The organism is Ramlibacter sp. WS9, from assembly GCF_003797765.1.
Lineage (GTDB): Bacteria > Pseudomonadota > Gammaproteobacteria > Burkholderiales > Burkholderiaceae_C > Ramlibacter.
This window is the reverse complement of sequence record NZ_RKMB01000024.1, coordinates 23,592-41,359: the sequence shown is the minus strand read 5'-3', so window position 1 is coordinate 41,359 and position 17,768 is coordinate 23,592. Positions and strand designations below refer to the sequence as shown.

The following is a 17,768-nucleotide window of genomic DNA, read 5'->3' as shown; positions in this document are numbered from 1 at the left end:
ATGTAGCCATGGCTTCATCCACCCGCAACATCCACAACCCCCGCCTGGCCGACGCCTGGGCCACGCTTCAGGCTCACGCCAGCGAAGGGCTTCCCCTCGATCCGGACGCGGGGCGCCTCGCTTTCGCCGATCCGGAATTCCTGCTGCGCCGCGAAACGCGCGGCATCCGCTTCCAGCTCGAACTCCTCAAGCCCGACCTCGAACAGCAGGCCATGGGCATCGAGAACACCATCGTCGTCTTCGGTAGCGCACGCTTTCGCAGCGAAGAGGACTCCGCCGCCATGGTCGCCGCCGCCGAGGCGACGAAAGACGAAGTGCAGATCCGCCGCGCCCACGCGCTGGCCCGCAATGCCCACTACTACGAGAAAGCGCGGGCCTTCGGCAAACTGGTGGCGCACTACAGCGCGGGCAAGGAGCCCGCCGACATGCTCTTCATCTGCACCGGCGGCGGGCCGGGCATCATGCAAGCCGCCAACCGCGGCGCGCACGAGGGCGACGGCATCAGCGTGGGACTGTCGATCGCGCTGCCCATGGAAGAGGCCGCGAACCCGTACGTCACGCCGGCGCTGTCCTTCAAGTTCCACTATTTCGCGCTGCGCAAGATGCATTTCATGATGCGCGCCAAGGCCCTGGTGGCCTTCCCCGGCGGCTTCGGCACGCTGGACGAGTTGTTCGAAGTGATCACACTGGTGCAGACCCGCAAGTCCAAGCAGGTGCCCATCGTGCTGTTCGGCACCGACTACTGGAAGCGCCTGATCAATTTCGACGTGCTGATCGAGGAAGGCGTCATCTCCGCCGCCGACCTGGACCTGTTCCAGTACGCCGACGACCCGGAAAAGGCCTGGGACATCATCAAGGGGTTCTATCGGCTTTGAGGCCGTAGGCCAGGCGCGTGCCCGCGCCCACCAGCAGGCCCACGGCCCAGAACACGCCGGAAATGCCGATCACGGCGCCGGCCACGCCGAAGAGCATGGGCATGGCGACGCTGGCCGCGTTGATGGCCATGATCCGCAGCGCCACGGCTTCGCCGTGACGGGCCTCGGGCGTGATCTGGTGCAGCGTGCTCATGATCATCGGCTGCACCACGCCCAACGCGATCCCCAGCAGGACCGAACATGCGCCCATGGCCAGCGGCGAGTGGAGGAACGGATAGACGGCGAAGAGCACGGCCGTTGCCGCCATGGAGCCCGCGACGACCGCCCACTCCCGCAGGTGCGCAGCGATCATCGGCAGTGCAAGCCGTACCAGCGCCGCCGCCACGGCGAATGCGCCCAGGATGGCGCCGATCACCGACGCGGACAGCCCGCGCTCATGACCCAGCACCGGCACGACGAACGTGTGAACGTCCCAGCACGACGAGAGCAGCCAGTTCACCAGCAGCAGCCGGCGGAACATCGGTTCGCGCAGCAGGTTCCAGGCGGTGCCATGCGACGTGCCTTCCGGCCGGATCACGGGCGGCAGTTCGACGGTTTTTCGCACCCACAGCCACGCGACCAGGGGCAACAACGCCAGCAGCAGAAAGGCGGCGCGGAAGCCCGCGTGGTCGATCATCAAGCCGGCGGCGAACGGACCGACGAAGTTGGAGACGGCCGGGCCGATGGCCAGCCACGAAAACACCTGCTTGAGCTCGGTCGTGTTCTGTGCCGCCCGGCCGACATGCCGCTGCAGCGCGATGGAAGCCGCGCCGGTGGCGCCGCCGGTGAGCAGCGCCGCCACACACAGGACGGGAAAAACCGGAAACGCGACCGCAATGCCCGCGCCCACCACTGCCGCGATGACGGAAAAGCCCATTGGGCGCTTCAACCCGTAGCGGTCCGCGAACCGGCCGGCGGGGAGTGCGAGGAACACCTGCGTCAGGGCGAACAGCGCGAGCAGCACGCCCACCGCGGCCTCGCTATGGCCCTGCCGCAGTGCCAGCAGCGGCGCCGCCATCCGCATGCCGGCCATGCAGGCGTGCAGAAAAATTTGACCGGCGATCAGGCGAGCAAGTGCCGTGTTGAGGCCGCCGCTCATGGACCGGGATCGTCCCCTTCCTGCGTCAGCGGCAGCAACGCCTGTGCCTGGGCTTCCGGCAACGCTTCCACGACCTTGAGCGCGCGGCGCATCTGGTTGGTCCGCGTCGAAGCGGTGTCCAGCGTATCCGAGGCCTTGCGCACCTGTTCGCGAATCTTGTCGACCCAGGTGCCGTAACGCTCGAACTCGGTCTTGACCGCGCCCAACACCTTCCAGACTTCGGACGCCTGCTGTTCGAGCGCCAGTGTGCGAAAGCCCATGTGCAGGCTGTTCAGCATCGCGAGCAGCGTCGTCGGCCCCGCCAGCGTCACGCGGTAGTCGCGCTGCAGGCCATCCATGAGGCCCGGTCGGCGCAGCACTTCGGCGTAGAGGCTTTCGATCGGCAGGAACAGGATCGCGAAGTCGGTGGTCTGCGGCGGGCACAGGTAGCTGTCGGCGATCGACTTGGCTTCGGTGCGGATGCGTGCTTCGAGCGCACGCGCCGCGATGTCGGCGGCGGCCGGGTCGGCGCGGTCCTGTGCGTCCAGGAGGCGCTCATAGTCGTCGCGCGGAAATTTCGCGTCGACCGGCAACCACACCGGCGTGCCGTCGGCGCTGCGGCCGGGAAAGCGGATCGCGAAGTCGACACGTTGGTTGCTGCGCGGCTTGGTCTCCACCTGCTTGCCGTACTGCTCGGGCGTCAGGACCTGTTCCAGCAAGGCTTCGAGTTGCACTTCACCGAACATGCCGCGCGTCTTGACGTTGGTCAGCACGCGCTGCAGGTCGCCCACGCCCTGCGCCAGCGTCTGCATTTCACCCAGGCCCTTGTGCACCTGCTCCAGCCGGTCCGCCACCTGCTTGAAGCTTTCGCCCAGGCGCGTCTCAAGCGTGGTCTGCAGCTTCTCGTCCACCGTCTTGCGCATCTCGTCCAGCTTGGCGGTGTTGCTCTGCTGCAGTTGCGACAACTGGGCTTCCAGCGTCTCGCGCACTTCGACCATGCGGCGCGCGTTGGATTCGCTGACGTTCTGGAGCTGCGTCACCAAGGTGTCGGACAAAGACTTTTGCAATAGCGTCAATTGCTGGGCGAACGCGTCGATCTGTGTGTTTTGCGTGCGCGTGGCCTCGGCGCCCTGTTTGACCAGCGCCTCCTGGAATGTGGCCAGCGTGTGGGTCAGCTCGGTCCGCGCGCCGCGTGAAGACTCGCTGATCTCGCGCCGCAGCTCGCGCTCCATCCGCTCGTTGGCGGCCAACAGCTCCGCTCGCGCAGCCTCGTTGACCGGCGGCTTGCGCATGAGAACCATGAAAACCAGTGCCAGGTTGGCGATGGCGAGGGCGATGATGAGCCAGAGTTCCAAGATCAGGCCAATGCTTCCGGGTTCAGCGGGTTGAGCGCCTTGCCCTGCACCAGGAAGCCGATGAGGTTGTCCGCGGCCAGGTTGGCCATCGCCTTTCGCGTGGGCACCGTGGCGCTGGCGATGTGCGGCGTCAGGACGACGTTGGGCACCGTGAGCAGGTCGGGGTGGACCTTGGGCTCGCCTTCGAAGACGTCGAGGCCTGCCGCTGCAATCCTTTTCTCGCGCAGGGCCGCAGCCAAGGCCGCATCGTCCACGATGCCGCCGCGCGCGATGTTGACGAGGTTCGCCGTGGGCTTCATCAGCGCAAGCTCCGGCGCACCGATCGTGTGGTGCGATTGCGCGGAATAAGGCAGCACCAGCACCAGATGATCGGCCGTCTTCAGCAGTTCGTCCTTGGCAACGTAACGTGCCTTGCACTCCGCTTCGAGCTCCGGCGAAAGACGCGAGCGGTTGTGATAAACGACGTTCATGCCGAAGCCATGGGCGCCACGCCGCGCGATGCCCTGGCCGATTCGGCCCATGCCCAGGATGCCCAGCGTGCTCCCATGGACGTCCGACCCTGAGAACATGTCGTAGCTCCAGCGGTCCCACTTGCCGTCGCGCAAGTAGTGCTCGCTCTCGGTCACACGCCGCGCCGTCGCCATCAGCAGCGCGAAGCCGAAGTCGGCGGTGGTCTCCGTCAGCACGTCAGGCGTGTTGGTCCCCAGCACTTTGCGCGCCGTCATGGCCGGCACGTCGAAGTTGTTGTAGCCCACTGCCATGTTGGCGCAAATCTTCAGTTGCGACGCGGCGGCGAGCACCTCCGCGTCGATGCGTTCACCACCCGTCGTGAAGGCGCCAACCTTGTCCCGCAACTTGTCAGCCAGTTGCTGTTTCGACCAGGCTTCATCGGCCTGGTTGTGTTCGACTTCGAAGTACTGCTCGAGCCGGGCGATGACCTCGGGGAAGACGGCCCGAGTGACGAGGATCTTTGCTTTTTTCATGATGGTTTCAGAGTTTGGCGTCCGGATGCCAGCCGAGGACCAGCAGAAGAACGAAGAAGCCGATGACATAGGCCACGGCGATGTGCCAGCCGGCCTTGAGCCAGGCGCCGACAGAACGGGCCTCGGGATAGATGTTGGACAGCGCCACGCCGGCCGAGGAGCCGAACCAGATCATCGATCCGCCGAACCCCACGGCATAGGCGAGGAAGCCCCAGTCGTACCCGCCTTGGCGCAGCGCCAGCGCGGTGAGCGGGATGTTGTCGAACACCGCGCTCACGAAGCCCAGGCCCAGCGCCGTTTGCCATGACGCGGCCGGCAGGTGCTGCACCGGCATCATCGCCGCGCACATCACCAGCGCGAGCAGGAAGACGCTGCCCTTCAACGCCTCGGGCAAGAGGCCCCAGGCCGGTCGCCGCCATGGCGCGGTGACGATGATGGCCACCCAGACTGCCAGCCCGATCACGGGCAAGGTGTTCAACACGGCGGGGTGGTTGATGTTGAAGAACACATTGGCTGCGATTGCCGACAGCAGGATCACCGCGACGATTGCCAGCCGCGAGCCGTCCAGCCGGACGCCCTCCGGGCTGTCCTTCATGATCGGCTGGAATGCGTGCTGCTGCCGCGCCGCGAAGACGCCGAAGATCAGCGTGGCCGTGACGGCCGCGACGTAGGCTTCGAACACTTGGCCCGGCCTGACGCCGGCGATCCACATCATGGTGGTGGTGGTGTCGCCCACGACGCTGCCTGAGCCGCCGGCATTGCTTGCTGCGACGATGCCGGCCAGGAAACCGATGTGAACACGTCGCTTGTAGAGCACCGCCGCCATGGTTCCGCCGATCATTGCCGCGGCGATGTTGTCCAGGAAGCTCGACAGGACAAACACCAGCAAGAGCAGGCACAAGCCGCCCTTCCAGTCGTCCGGCAGGTAGCGAGGCAGCAGCGCAGGCACACCGCTGCGTTCGAAGTGGTCCGACAAGAGAGCGAAGCCGAGCAGCAAGCCCAGCAGGTTCGCCAGGGTGACCCATTCATGAGCCACCAGTTTCGCGAGGCCCTCCGCGCCCGGCACGCCGCCAAAATCGCCGAAGACGAACTTGAACAGCGCAATGACCAGGAGCCCCGCCAATGCGACGTAGAGCGTGTGATGGTGAAAGAGCGCGACGCCGAGAAGCGTCAGGGCGAACAGGATGAAATCGACAGGTATGCCCGCAATCGACAAAAGAGCCTCCGGGGATTTGTTCTGCGAAGAGAACGGCAGATTATGGCGTAGGCACCCGCCTACGCCGCCGCTCCGGCTCGGCCTACTGAAGGTGCCTGGCAGCAAACCTAGAGTCGGGCAATCAACTTCAGGAGATCCACATGAACAACGACCGTATCGAAGGCAGCTGGAAGCAGGTCAAGGGCAAGGTGAAAGAGCAGTGGGGCAAGCTCACCGACGACGACCTCGATGTCATCGCCGGCAAGCGCGACCAACTGCTTGGGCGCATCCAGCAGCGCCATGGCGTTGCGAAAGACGAGGCCGAACGGCAGATCGACACGTTCGAGCGCTCCAACCCGGACTACCGGTTCGAGCGGTAAGCGCAGGCCGCGCTGAGCGCAGCTAGTCCAGCCAGTGCGTGAACTCTTCCACCGGCGCACGCGGCGTGTGGAAGGTGTTCACCTTTTCGCTCTGGTCGGCATAGCCCAGGGACATGCCGCACACCAGCATCTCGTCGGGCCCCGCGCCGACGTGGGGCAGGATGATCTTGGAAAAACCGTTCCATGCCGCCTGGGGGCAGGTGTGCAGGCCGCGCGCACGCGCCCCGACCATCAGGTTCTGCAGGAAAGCGCCGTAATCCACCAGGGAACCCCGCCCCATCACGCGATCGATGGTGAACATGAAGCCCACGGGCGCGTCGAAGAAGCGGAAGTTGCGGTGGTGCTGGGCGTGCATCCTTTCTTTTTCGCCTTTGGCGATACCGAGCAGCCCGTACAGGCCCCAGCCGTTTTCACGGCGGCGGTCGATGTAGGGGGAGACCCACTTTTCCGGGTAGTAGTCGTACTCTTCGGGGTATTGGGCCGCCAGCGACGGGTCGGCGTAGATCGCATCATGCGCAGCGCACACCTTGTCCACGAGGGCGTCGCGGCTGGCGCCTTGCAACACGTACACCTTCCAGGGCTGGCAATTCGTCCCCGACGGCGCGCGGCGCGCCACGCTCAGCATGTCCTCGATGGCTTCGCGCGGCACCGGCTTGTCGCGCAGGAATGCCCGGCACGAGAAGCGGCTTTCGATCGCGGCATCGACACTGCCGGGGTCTTCCACCACGGTGCTGACTTGGGTTTGGCTCACTTGAGGGCCTCCAGGACGGATTTGAGTTTCTCCGGCAACGTTGCCGGGCGCCGCGTCGCGCGGTCGACGTAGACGTGGATGAAGTGGCCGCGGGCCGCCGTGAGCGGCTCGCCGTGCACGAACAGGCCGACTTCGTACCGCACACTGGACTTGCCCATATGCGCGACGCGCAGGCCGGCTTCCACCATCTGCGGGAACTGGATCGACGAAAAGTAGTTGCACTGGGTCTCCACCACCAGGCCGATGGTCTCGCCGTGGTGGATGTCCAGCGCGCCCTCTTCGATCAGGTGGGCGTTGACCACCGTGTCGAACCAGCTGTAGTAGACGACGTTGTTGACATGGCCGTAGGCGTCGTTGTCCATCCACCGGGTGCTGATGGTGCGGAAGGTCTTGTAGGCGCCGCGCGGCTCGGGCTGCGGTTTGGCGGCAGGGGTCTGGGTCATCGCGCCTGATTCTGCCAGCGCGCGAAATACTGCGTCGCGACCCGGAAGGTATTGACCTGCGCCTGCACGGTGTCCTCGATCCGCACGCCATAGCCGCCCGCCATGGCGAAAGCGAGGGGGACGCGCCGTTGCCAGGCCCAGTCGAACACGCGCCGGTCGCGTGCCTCCAGGCCGTCCCACGTCAGCTTGAGGCGCCCGAGCCGGTCGCCCTCGTGCGGATCCGCGCCCGCCAGGTAGATGACGAGGCCGGGATCGAAACGCCGCTCCAGTTCATCCAGCGCGCTGTCAAGCGCATGCAGGTACTCATCGTCGCAGCAGCCGTCGGGCAGGTCCACGTCCAGGTCGCTCGCCTCCTTGCGGAACGGGAAGTTCTTCTGCCCGTGCATCGAGAGGGTGAAGACCGTGGGGTCGCCCCGAAAGATGCTGGCCGTGCCGTTGCCCTGGTGCACATCGAGGTCGATGATGGCGATCTTGAGTGGCGCGCGCCGCGAGCGACCCCACTCGGCCTGCATCAGCCGCGAGGCTACGGCGGTGTCGTTGAAAACGCAGAAGCCGCCGCCCTTGTCGGCATACGCGTGGTGCGTGCCGCCGGCCACGTTGGCGGCGATGCCCTGCGCAAAGGCGGCCCGGCACGCGGAAATCGTCGCGCCTACGGAACGGCGTGCCCGCTCTGCCATGGCCGGGCTCCAGGGAAAGCCGATCTCGCGCATGAGCCTGGCATCGGCTGTGCCGGTCGATATCGCGTCGATGTAGGCTGGGCTGTGGGCCAGCGCCAGTTCTCCGTCGGTAGCCGGCAAGGCCTGCATGAGCTCGATCTGCGGCAACTCATCCGCGAGCCGGTCGCGCAGGAGCTGGTATTTGGCCATCGGGAACCGGTGTCCTTCCGGCAGGGGCAGGACGAATTGCGTGGCGTAGTAGACCTGCATCCCAGCCATTGTGTCCGGGCGATGAAATCCTCGGTTCTAGGGGCCGCGTTCTAGAATGTTGCAATGCAGCAAAAACCGCTTGCAATGGCGCTCGCTGCCCCTATACTTCTATCCATGCTGCACTGCAACATATTGATGGCCTAGGCCGGTTCAGAGCAGATATCGATTGCCACCCTTAACTACTGGAGATTTTCTATATGTTGACCGCTGAACAAGTCCTGGCCTCGCAAAAAGCTTCCGTCGAAACCCTGTTTGGCCTGACCACCAAGGCTTTCGAAGGCGTCGAGAAGCTCGTCGAGCTGAACCTGACCGCCTCCAAGGCTGCCCTGGCCGAAGCCGCCGGCACCACGCAAGCCATCCTGGGCGTCAAGGACGCGCAAGAGCTGCTGGCCCTGCAAGCTTCCCTGTTCCAGCCCCTGGCCGAGAAGACCGCCGCCTACAGCCGTCACCTGTATGACATCGCTTCGGGCACCGGCGCCGAATTCGGCAAGGCTTTCGAATCGCAAGCCGCTGAAGCCCAGAAGAAGTTCCTGGCTGTCGTCGACAACGCCGCCAAGAACGCCCCGGCCGGCAGCGAAACCGCCGTCGCCGTGTTCAAGAGCGCCGTTGCCGCTGGCAACAACGCCCTGGAATCGGTCCAGAAGGCTGTCAAGCAAGCCTCCGACGTGGCAGAAGCCAACTTCAACGCCGTCGCCAGCCAGGCCGTGAACGCCGCCAAGACCACGACCGCCAAGAAGCGCTAACCCGATTTGCAGCAACGCTCCAGCTGGCTGGAGCGGGAACTCTACAAGTCTCGGGGCATCTATTCGACACTCCTGTTCGTTGAACAAGAGTTCTTCAGGTTGTCTCCTCGGGTCCTTTCGACACTCCATCGCGGGTTCAGGGATCCTTCAAGGGCAGATCGCAAGATCTGCCCTTTTTTTATTTTTCCTCGCCGAGCTCCGGGAGTCGCGTTCATGGACCGCGCGGCCCAGCGCGGCATAACTCACCGCGCCTTGCGCGGTTCAAACAGATGCCGCGAGCATGAGACGGTCGCATGGCTCGATCCGCGCGTCGGGCGCTCTCGAGCCACGCTGGGCCGCAAGACCGTCCACCGCGGGGACTCCGGCAGGAGCTTGCGACAGCAAGCGATGCCGGACGCCGTAGCCATCGCGCCGCGGCCCGGCGGTGCACGGCGTTACAGCGAGGTCCAAGAGCGCAACTCCCCGAGAGGACATGGAATCGGTGAAGAACGCTACTTCGCCTTCGCTTCCATCGCCGCCTTGAGCTGCGGCAGCAGGCGCGTCATGGCCGCACGGCCGGCTTCGATGGCGCGGCGGCGCGCGGTGAAATCGGCGCTTCCCACGCCGACCAGCGCGGGACGCACCACGACATCCGCATCGCGCAACTCATAGCTGTTGATGCTCTTGCCCATGATGGCGAACGTTTGCAGCAGGATCTGCAGCGTGCCGTCCGATGGGTTGCCCTCCGGCGCACTCGAAATATCGACAGCGATGACCAGTTCGGCGCCCATCTGCTTCGCGTAGCGCACGGGCACAGGCGAGACCAGGCCGCCATCGACGTACTCCTGCGCGCCGATCTTCACCGGCAGGAACAGGGCCGGGACGGCGCTGGAGGCACGCACCGCCGTACCGGTGTCGCCGCGCTGGAACAACACGCCCAGCCCGCTGTTGAGGTCGGTGGCCACAATGCCGAGCGGCACGGGCATCTGCTCGATCAGCTTGTTGCCGACCTGCGTGTTGACGTACCGGGACAAGGCTTCGCCGCGCAGCATCCCGCGGCTGAAAATCGGGAGCGTCCAGTCGGCAAAAGTGGCTTCCTCCATCGCCTCCGCCACCTGCTGCAGCTGCTGGCCATTGCGCCCGCTCGTGTACAGCGCGGCGACCAGGCTGCCGGCCGACGTTCCGACCACAAAGTCCGGCTTGAGCCCGGACTCCTCCAGCACCTGAATCACCCCTACGTGGGCGAAGCCCCTGGCCGCTCCTCCGCCCAGCGCCAAGCCGATCTTCGGGGGGCGTTTGGCCACCGGCTGAGGCGGCACCGCGACGGGCGGCTCGTCCTTGGACGGGCCCCAGGCGCAGCCCGCCAGGAAGCTCGCCGCACAGAGGAGAAATAGCGATCTTTTGATCTTCATCAAGCACATACAATTGAGAATGATTCGTGTTTGCTTTATTATCCAGGCATTCGCTCAACGCTCTCCCGAAGGAATTTCCATGATCAAGAAGTCTGCCGGCCTGGCCTGCGCGCTGCTGTTGGCCGCTGCCGGTGTCTCGGCCCAGGAACAAGTGCTGAACCTGTACTCGGCGCGCCACTACTCCACCGACGAGGCGCTCTACGCAAACTTCACCAAGGCCACGGGCATCAAGATCAACCGCGTCGATGCAGACGACGCCGGCATTCTCGCCCGCCTGAAAGCCGAGGGCACCGCGTCGCCCGCCGACGTGATCTTGCTGGTGGATGCGGCGCGCCTGTACAAGGGCGAGGTGGACGGCTTGTACCAACCGGTCAAGTCCAAGCTCCTGGACGATGCCATCCCTGCCCAATACCGTGGCAAGGCCACCGCCGAAGGCACGCCGTGGTTCGGCTTCTCGACGCGCGCGCGCGTGATCGTGTACGACAAGATCAAGGTCAAGCGCGAGGACGTCGACACGTACGAGGAACTCGCCGACGCCAAGAACAAGGGCAAGATCTGCATCCGTTCCGGCTCCCACCCGTACAACCTGTCGCTGTTCGGCGCTGTCACCGAACACCTCGGTGAGCAAAAAGCCGAAGCCTGGCTCAAGGGCGTCGTTGCCAACCTCGCGCGCGATCCCAAGGGTGGCGACACAGACCAGATCAAGGGCGTGAGCTCCGGCGAGTGCCAGATCGCCGTGAGCAACACCTACTACATCGCCCGCCTTATCCGCTCGAGCAATCCGGAAGACAAGGCGCTGATGGAGCGTGTCGGCGTCGTGTTTCCGAACCAGTCGTCGTGGGGCACGCACCTCAACATCGCCGGCGGCGCCGTCGCCAAGAACGCGAAGAACCCGGCCAACGCGGTGAAATTCCTGGAATACCTGGCCAGCGCCGATGCTCAGAACTACTTCGCGAACGGCAACAACGAATGGCCGACCGCCAAGGGCGTGAAGGTGAACAACCCCGCGCTCACGGCGATGAGCGGTGGCGGGGACTTCAAGACAGAGACGATTCCGCTGGCCGCCGTTGGGGCGAACCAGGTGAAGGTTCAGCAGATGCTGGACCGGGTCGGATTCCGCTAAGGCGCTTCGCACCGCGCGAAACCGCCGCGGTCTGTTCGCGGTCGAGTCCGCCCTTCTGGCGGCTCACCGCTCACCAAAAAAGCCCGACTTCGTTCGGGCTTTGTCTTTCCGGCAAGTTGACCGGCTCCAGGCCGTGTCGAACGCGCCGAGTTCGCGTTGCCGGCGAAGGCGATAATCGTGGTTGACGTTAACGTAAACGGAAACCAGGAGAATCGGAATGGAAATAGCGAACAAAGTCTTCATCGTCACCGGCGGCGCGTCCGGCCTTGGCGAAGGCACGGCGCGCATGCTGGCCGCGGCCGGCGGCACGGTCGTCATCGCCGACATGCAGGTGGAAAAAGGGGAAGCGGTCGCCAAGGAAATCGGTGGCGCGTTCGTCAAGTGCGACGTGAGCCAGGAAGCCGACGGCCAAGCGGTGGTCGCCAAAGCTGTTTCGCTTGGCAAGTTGATGGGGCTCGTCAACTGCGCCGGCATCGCCCCCGCGGAAAAGACCGTCGGTAAGAACGGCGCCCATTCGCTGGCGGTCTACACCAAGACCATCACCGTCAACCTGATCGGCAGCTTCAACATGATTCGTCTGGCGGCCGAGGCCATGAGCAAGAACGAGCCGGAAAGCACCGGCGAGCGGGGCTGCATGATTTCGACGGCATCCGTCGCGGCCTACGATGGCCAGATCGGCCAGGCCGCGTACAGCGCGTCCAAAGGCGGTGTCGTCGGCATGACGCTGCCGATAGCGCGGGACTTGTCGCGCAACGGCATCCGCAACATGACGATCGCACCGGGCATCTTCGGCACGCCGATGCTGTTCGGCATGCCCCAGGAAGTGCAGGACGCATTGGCCGCCAGCGTGCCCTTCCCTTCGCGCTTGGGCACCCCGGAAGACTACGCCAAGCTCGCGAAGCACATCTTCGAAAACGACATGCTCAACGGCGAAACGATCCGCCTGGACGGCGCGATCCGCCTTGCGCCGCGTTAACCCGCCATGTCGTGCAGCCGGGCGAGCCGGCTGCTGAAGGCCGCGGCGAGCTCGTCCATCACCACCTGCACACGCGTCGGCACATAGCGGCGGCTGGGCAGCACGGCGAAGAGCGACGAATCCTCGCCCTGCCAGCCGGGCAACAGCTGCACCAGCTGGCCGTCGGCAAGCAGGTCGACCAGCGCCAGCTCCGATTGGTACAGAATGCCGCGGCCCTGCAGCGCCCACTGTTGCGCGATCGATGCATCGTTGCAGGCCAGCCGTCCGCCGACGCGTACCTGCTGCGGCGGCTCGTCCCCGCGAGCGAACTGCCACACGTCCATGCGACGGCCGCGCACGTGATAGACGAAGCACTCGTGATCGGCAAGCTGCGACGGCTGCTGCGGCGCACCGTGGCGCATCACGTATTCAGGGCTTGCGCACGCGATGCGGCGGGCCGACGCCAGCAGGCGCGCCGAATGACTGGAATCGGGCAGCGGGCCGTTTCGCAAGGCGAGATCGATGCCGTCACGCACCAGGTCGAGGTGCGCGTCGCTCACCAGCAGGTCCACCTTCAAGTGAGGATGCTGCGCCGCGAACTCCGCCAGCCAGCGCGCCAGCATCTCGTGGGCGAAAACGGCCGCCGACGTGATGCAGATGGTCCCCGTGAGGCCGGCCGACCCGGCGCGTACCTTGGCCTGGCCGTCGGCGACGATCTCCAGGGCTCGGCGTGCATGGTCGATCATCACTTCGCCTTCGGCGGTGGGCCGCAGCGAACGCGTGGTGCGCTCGAAGAGGCGCACGCCCAGCGCCGTCTCCAGCCGCTTGATCGCCGCGCTGACGGCCGCCGTCGACAGGCCGCCACGGCGGCCGGCGCCTGTCAGGCTCCCGGTTTCCGCAGTGGCCAACAGAACGCGCAGGTCGTCGAGATTGTCAAATTCCATGGAACATTGATTCTTGCGATGCGCGATTGTGGGGCAGCGGAGCCGACCCTATAGTCGCGGCCAACATTCACAGGAGACCCGATGAGGAAACATGTCCTGACCGCACTGGCGGCCGCCGCGCTGCTTGCCGCTTGCGCCGGTTCCGGCTTCAGCTACCGCACGCCGGCCGATGAGGTCGCGCGCAGGGACAAGTACCTCCAGCCCGAGGGCTCTTCCGGTTTCACCGCCAAGCCGGGATGGGCAACGAACAAGTTCGCGGTGGCCGCCGCCAACCCTCTGGCCACGGACGCAGGCTATCAGGTGCTGAAGGCCGGCGGCTCGGCGGTCGATGCCGCGATCGCGGTGCAGATGGTGCTGACGCTGGTCGAGCCGCAATCGAGCGGCATCGGCGGCGGTGCCTTCCTGTTGCACTACAACGGCAAGGATGTGGAAGCCTTCGATGGCCGCGAGACCGCGCCGTCAGCCGCGGACGAGAAACTGTTCATTGGAGCCGACGGCAAGCCCCTGCCCTTTGCCGACGCGGTGGTCGGCGGGCGCTCGGTGGGCGTGCCGGGCGCGGTGCGCATGCTGGAGATGGCGCACAAGCAGTACGGAAAACTCCCCTGGGCGCAGTTGCTGCAGCCGGCCATCATGCTGGCGGAGAACGGCTTCAAGGTCAGCCCGCGGCTGAACACGCTCGCGAAGGCCGACGCTCACCTCAAGAAGGATCCGCAGGCCGCGGCGTATTTCTTCGACGCCGCCGGCGAAGTGCGCGAGGTCGGCTACACCCTGCGCAATCCGGAACTCGCGGCCGTGCTGCGCAGAATGGCCGCGGAAGGATCGAAGGCGTTGCACGAAGGCGAGGTCGCCCAGGCCATCGTCAACAAGGTGCAGTCGCACCCCACCAACCCCGGCAAGCTCACGCTCGCGGACATGGCGGGCTACCAGCCGAAGAAGCGCGAGCCGATCTGCCACGACTACAAGGCGAAGGGGCGTGACTTCCGTATCTGCGGCTTCCCGCCGCCAAGTTCCGGCGCGATTGCCGTGGGCCAGATCCTTGGAATCCTCAACAACGTCCACGCGGACGCGATCCCGCTGGAGACCGGATTGCCCTCGGCGAACTGGCTGCATCTGTACACCGAAGCGGCGCGGCTCGCCTTTGCCGACCGGGCCCAATACCTGGGTGACCCGGACTTCGTGCAGCCACCTGCCGGTGGGTGGGCGAGCCTGCTCGCACCTGCGTACCTGGCGGAGCGCGCAAAGCTGATCGGCCCGCAGAGCATGAAGGTGGCGCAACCGGGAGCACCAGGTGCCGTGAAGGCCGCCTATGCGCCCAGCGCCGACCAGCCGGAATACGGCACCTCGCACATCAGCATCGTCGATGGCTGGGGCAACGCGATCGCCATGACGACGACCATCGAGGACCAGTTCGGGGCGCGCCAGATGGTGAGCGTGAAGGGCGGCCCCGGTGGCTTCCTGCTGAACAACGAGCTCACGGATTTCAGCTTCGCGCCCGCCGACGCGCAAGGCAAACCCATCGCCAACCGTGTGCAGCCCGGCAAGCGCCCGCGTTCGTCGATGGCGCCGACACTGGTGTTCGACAAGGCGACCGGCCAGCTGGTGATGAGCGGGGGCAGCCCCGGCGGCGCGCTCATCATCCACTTCACGGCGAAGACGCTGTACGGGGTGCTGAACTGGGGGCTGAACACGCAGCAGGCGATCAACCTGCCCAACTTCGCGTCGCTGAACGGTCCGAGCATCCTGGAAGAAAAGCGCTTCCCGCCCGCCACCGTCGAAGCGCTGCGCGCCCGCGGTGCGGAGGTGCGCGAGCAGACGATGACCAGCGGACTGCAGGCGATCCAGAAGACGCCCACCGGTTTCTTCGGCGGCGCCGACCCGCGGCGCGAGGGCATCGTGATGGGCGATTGACGCCTCAGGTCGGCTCGGTGCGCAGCGGGTTGGCCGGCTCGGACTCTTTGGGCAGGCCAATCCGCTCGAACTCCGAAATGACCTGCGCCCCGAGCAACAAAAGCGTGGCACCGATCTCCAGGCTGAACAGCACAATGATCGAAGTGGTGAGGGAGCCGTAGACCACGCTCACCTGCGACAGGGTGCTGAAATACCAGACCAGCACATGCCGGGTGATTTCCCACAGCAACGCGGCTGTGGCGCCCCCGATCAGCGCATGCCGCCACGACAGGCGGCCCACCGGCATGACCATGTAGACAGAACTCAGCACGAAGATCTCGCCCGCCAGGCCCAGCAAATAGAGCAGCACGCCCGAGACACCTTTGAGCGACCACTCCCTCCCCAGAAAGTCCACGCTCTCCTGCCCCATCGCCTGCAGGCTGCCCGCGACGAGCGTCACGACCAGCAAGCCGAAGCCGAGGCTCAGGATGTAGGCGTACGGCAGCACGGCAGACACGACGTAGCGCCTTTTGCGTGTGGCGATGCGGTGCAGGAAGATCACCTGCATGGCGTTTTCCAGCACGGTGAACGCCAGCGAGCTGAAGAAGAGCATGGTCACCAGCAGCAGCCAGCCGATGACTTCCCGATGGTCGAGGAAGTTGCGCAGTTCGGTAATCAGCGCGCCCGACTGCCCGGGAATGATCCATTCCAGGTAGCGGCCCAGCGTGCTGAGCAGTTCGCCTTGATCGATCACATGCGAAAGCGCGATCGCCACCAGAATCAGAAGCGGAACGACCGAGAGTAAGGCGTAGTACGCCACGGCGCCTGCCAGCAACAGGCCCTGGTTTTTCTTGAAAGCCTTGAGCACGCACCAGGCGAACGCGCCGGGATTTTTCAGGACGTGGGCGGCTTGCGGACTGATGACGGGCATGGTTGCGCCCAGTATGCAGCCTGGCCGCGCCGCCGTGGGAACGGCGTTACTGCCTCAGACGTCGATCGCGGCCGCTGAGCCAGCCTGCTTGCGCAGCTCGAACTTCTGGATCTTGCCGGTGGAGGTTTTGGGCAATTCGCCGAACACCACGGCCTTGGGCACCTTGAAGCCCGCCAGGTGCTTCTCGCAATGCGCCACGATGTCTTGCGCTGTGACTGACGCGCCCGCCTTCAATTCCACGAACGCACAGGGCGTCTCGCCCCACTTCGCATCGGGCTTGGCAACCACTGCCGCGGCCAGCACGTCAGGGTGCCGGTACAACACATCCTCGACCTCGATCGATGAAATGTTTTCGCCGCCCGAGATGATGATGTCTTTGCTGCGGTCCTTGATCTTGATGTAGCCGTCCGGGTACTGAACGGCCAGATCGCCGGTGTGGAACCAGCCCCCGCCGAAAGCTTCGTCGGTGGCGGCTTTGTTCTTCAGGTAGCCCTTCATCGTGATGTTGCCGCGGAACATGATCTCGCCCATCGTCTCGCCATCCAGCGGGACAGGCTTCATGGTCTGCGCATCGATCACCCGTGCATCGCGCTGCAGGTGGTAACGCACGCCCTGCCGCGCATTGAGCCGGGCACGCTCGCCGATGTCGACGTCGTTCCACTCGTCGTGCTTGGGGCACACCGTCGCCGGGCCGTACACCTCAGTCAAGCCATAGACATGCGTCAGGTCGAAGCCCATCCGCTCCATGCCTTCGATCATCGAGGCCGGCGGCGCAGCGCCCGCCACCATGGCCTTCACGCCGGTGGGCAGGCCTTTCTTCATCTCGTCCGGCGCATTGACCAGCATGCCGTGCACGATCGGTGCACCGCAGTAGTGGGTGACGCCATGCGTCTTGATCGCGTCGATGATCGCCTGCGCTTCCACCTTGCGCAGGCACACGTTCACGCCGGCGCGCGCCGCCACTGTCCAGGGAAAGCACCAGCCGTTGCAATGAAACATCGGCAACGTCCACAGGTAGACGGGATGCCGGCCCATGTCCCATTCGAGGATGTTGGAAATCGCGTTCACCGCCGCGCCGCGATGGTGATAGACCACGCCCTTCGGGTTGCCGGTGGTGCCGCTCGTGTAGTTGAGCGCGATGGCGTCCCATTCGTCGGCAGGCGGTTCCCATGCGAATTCAGGATCGCCGCCCGCGAGAAAGTCTTCGTACGCAGCCTCGCCGATGGGCTCGACGGTGCCCGTGAAGAGCGCGTCGGACACGTCGACAACCAGAAGCGGCCGCGAGTTCTTGCGCAGGGCGATGGCCTTTTTCATGACCCCGGCAAACTCCGGATCGACGATGACCGCCTTGGCCTCGCCATGGTCGAGCATGAAGGCGATGGATTCGGCGTCCAGGCGCGTGTTGAGCGCGTTCAGCACGGCGCCGCTCATCGGGATGCCGAAATGCGCCTCGACCATGGGCGGGGTGTTCGGCAGCATCACGGCCACCGCATCGCCCTTGCCGACGCCACGGCGAGCCAACGCACTCGCCAGCCGCCGGCAGCGGGTATAGACCTCGCTCCACGTCCGGCGGAGGTCACCGTGCACCACGGCGAGCCGCTGCGGATAGACTTCCGCGGCGCGCTCGATGAACGACAGTGGGGAGAGCGGCGCGAAATTGGCCGGGTTGCGCGGCAAGTCCTGGTCGAAAATGCTTGTCATGTCTCTTGTCTCCAATGTTTCCCCGTTCTGGCCGGGTGTGCCTGTAGCGTACGCGCATTGCTGCGCTG

General features: G+C 65.3%; 17 protein-coding genes. 6 read left to right on the top strand and 11 right to left on the bottom strand.

Going from position 1 to position 17,768, the window contains the following annotated elements; genetic code table 11:
* Positions 1-8: 8 nt before the first annotated feature.
* A complete protein-coding gene (locus EEB15_RS26075) occupies positions 9-875 on the top strand; it encodes a TIGR00730 family Rossman fold protein (RefSeq protein WP_141512886.1) in 867 nt (288 codons plus the stop codon).
* Here EEB15_RS26075 and EEB15_RS26070 read toward each other — a convergent pair.
* Genes EEB15_RS26070 through EEB15_RS26055 form a run of 4 tightly spaced genes read right to left on the bottom strand, consistent with a single transcriptional unit; the run spans position 853 to position 5,546 of the window.
* The gene (locus EEB15_RS26070; protein ID WP_141512885.1) at positions 853-2,013 is read right to left on the bottom strand and encodes an MFS transporter; all 1,161 of its coding nucleotides are present in this window, start codon (positions 2,011-2,013) and stop codon (positions 853-855) included. The genes EEB15_RS26075 and EEB15_RS26070 overlap by 23 nt on opposite strands.
* Positions 2,010-3,293, bottom strand: a complete 1,284-nt coding sequence (gene rmuC, locus EEB15_RS26065; RefSeq protein WP_370283924.1) for a DNA recombination protein RmuC — start codon at positions 3,291-3,293, stop codon at positions 2,010-2,012. Before rmuC ends, EEB15_RS26070 begins: the two co-directional genes overlap by 4 nt.
* Positions 3,294-3,349: 56 nt before the next feature.
* Entirely contained in the window at positions 3,350-4,330 is a 981-nt protein-coding gene (locus EEB15_RS26060) for a D-glycerate dehydrogenase (protein WP_141512884.1), read from the bottom strand.
* A gap of 7 nt (positions 4,331-4,337) precedes the next feature.
* Entirely contained in the window at positions 4,338-5,546 is a 1,209-nt protein-coding gene (locus EEB15_RS26055) for an SLC13 family permease (protein ID WP_199236638.1), read from the bottom strand.
* Positions 5,547-5,686: 140 nt separating this feature from the next.
* On the opposite strand from EEB15_RS26055, the gene EEB15_RS26050 reads away from it, so the two are divergent.
* Entirely contained in the window at positions 5,687-5,905 is a 219-nt protein-coding gene (locus EEB15_RS26050) for a CsbD family protein (RefSeq protein ID WP_141512883.1), read from the top strand.
* Between the two features lie 22 nt (positions 5,906-5,927).
* Here EEB15_RS26050 and EEB15_RS26045 read toward each other — a convergent pair whose 3' ends face one another.
* Genes EEB15_RS26045 through EEB15_RS26035 form a run of 3 tightly spaced genes read right to left on the bottom strand, consistent with a single transcriptional unit; the run spans position 5,928 to position 8,025 of the window.
* Positions 5,928-6,656 carry a nitroreductase gene (locus EEB15_RS26045; RefSeq protein WP_141512882.1) on the bottom strand — a complete coding sequence of 243 codons (729 nt, stop codon included), beginning with the start codon at positions 6,654-6,656 and terminating at the stop codon, positions 5,928-5,930.
* On the bottom strand, positions 6,653-7,099 hold the full coding sequence (locus tag EEB15_RS26040) for a thioesterase family protein (protein ID WP_141512881.1): 447 nt from the start codon (positions 7,097-7,099) through the stop codon (positions 6,653-6,655). Before EEB15_RS26040 ends, EEB15_RS26045 begins: the two co-directional genes overlap by 4 nt.
* Complete coding sequence (locus tag EEB15_RS26035; protein ID WP_141512936.1) at positions 7,096-8,025, bottom strand: histone deacetylase; 930 nt, start codon at positions 8,023-8,025, stop codon at positions 7,096-7,098. The genes EEB15_RS26040 and EEB15_RS26035 overlap by 4 nt, the downstream gene beginning before the upstream one ends.
* A 197-nt stretch (positions 8,026-8,222) precedes the next feature.
* On the opposite strand from EEB15_RS26035, the gene EEB15_RS26030 reads away from it, so the two are divergent.
* Positions 8,223-8,768, top strand: coding sequence for a phasin family protein (locus EEB15_RS26030; protein WP_141512880.1), 546 nt, complete (start codon positions 8,223-8,225; stop codon positions 8,766-8,768).
* Positions 8,769-9,259: 491 nt separating this feature from the next.
* Here the strand turns inward: EEB15_RS26030 and EEB15_RS26025 are convergent, their stop codons facing one another.
* Positions 9,260-10,159 carry a patatin-like phospholipase family protein gene (locus EEB15_RS26025; protein WP_141512879.1) on the bottom strand — a complete coding sequence of 300 codons (900 nt, stop codon included), beginning with the start codon at positions 10,157-10,159 and terminating at the stop codon, positions 9,260-9,262.
* Between the two features lie 79 nt (positions 10,160-10,238).
* Between EEB15_RS26025 and EEB15_RS26020 the strand changes: the two genes are divergently transcribed.
* Both EEB15_RS26020 and EEB15_RS26015 read left to right on the top strand, forming a co-directional pair.
* Positions 10,239-11,282: an extracellular solute-binding protein gene (locus EEB15_RS26020; protein ID WP_141512878.1), complete on the top strand. Its 1,044-nt coding sequence runs from the start codon at positions 10,239-10,241 to the stop codon at positions 11,280-11,282.
* Positions 11,283-11,499: 217 nt separating this feature from the next.
* Positions 11,500-12,258, top strand: a complete 759-nt coding sequence (locus tag EEB15_RS26015; RefSeq protein ID WP_141512877.1) for a 3-hydroxyacyl-CoA dehydrogenase — start codon at positions 11,500-11,502, stop codon at positions 12,256-12,258.
* On the opposite strand, the gene EEB15_RS26010 is transcribed toward EEB15_RS26015, so the two are convergent.
* On the bottom strand, positions 12,255-13,181 hold the full coding sequence (locus EEB15_RS26010) for a LysR family transcriptional regulator (RefSeq protein ID WP_141512876.1): 927 nt from the start codon (positions 13,179-13,181) through the stop codon (positions 12,255-12,257). The genes EEB15_RS26015 and EEB15_RS26010 overlap by 4 nt on opposite strands.
* Before the next feature lie 81 nt (positions 13,182-13,262).
* Here EEB15_RS26010 and ggt point away from each other — a divergent pair, with 81 nt between their 5' ends.
* Entirely contained in the window at positions 13,263-15,089 is a 1,827-nt protein-coding gene (gene ggt, locus EEB15_RS26005) for a gamma-glutamyltransferase (protein ID WP_141512875.1), read from the top strand.
* 4 nt (positions 15,090-15,093) lie between these two features.
* On the opposite strand, the gene EEB15_RS26000 is transcribed toward ggt, so the two are convergent.
* On the bottom strand, positions 15,094-15,999 hold the full coding sequence (locus EEB15_RS26000) for a YihY/virulence factor BrkB family protein (protein WP_141512874.1): 906 nt from the start codon (positions 15,997-15,999) through the stop codon (positions 15,094-15,096).
* Positions 16,000-16,053: 54 nt separating this feature from the next.
* A complete protein-coding gene (locus EEB15_RS25995; RefSeq protein WP_141512873.1) occupies positions 16,054-17,700 on the bottom strand; it encodes an acyl-CoA synthetase in 1,647 nt (548 codons plus the stop codon).
* Between the last annotated feature and the right edge of the window lie 68 nt (positions 17,701-17,768).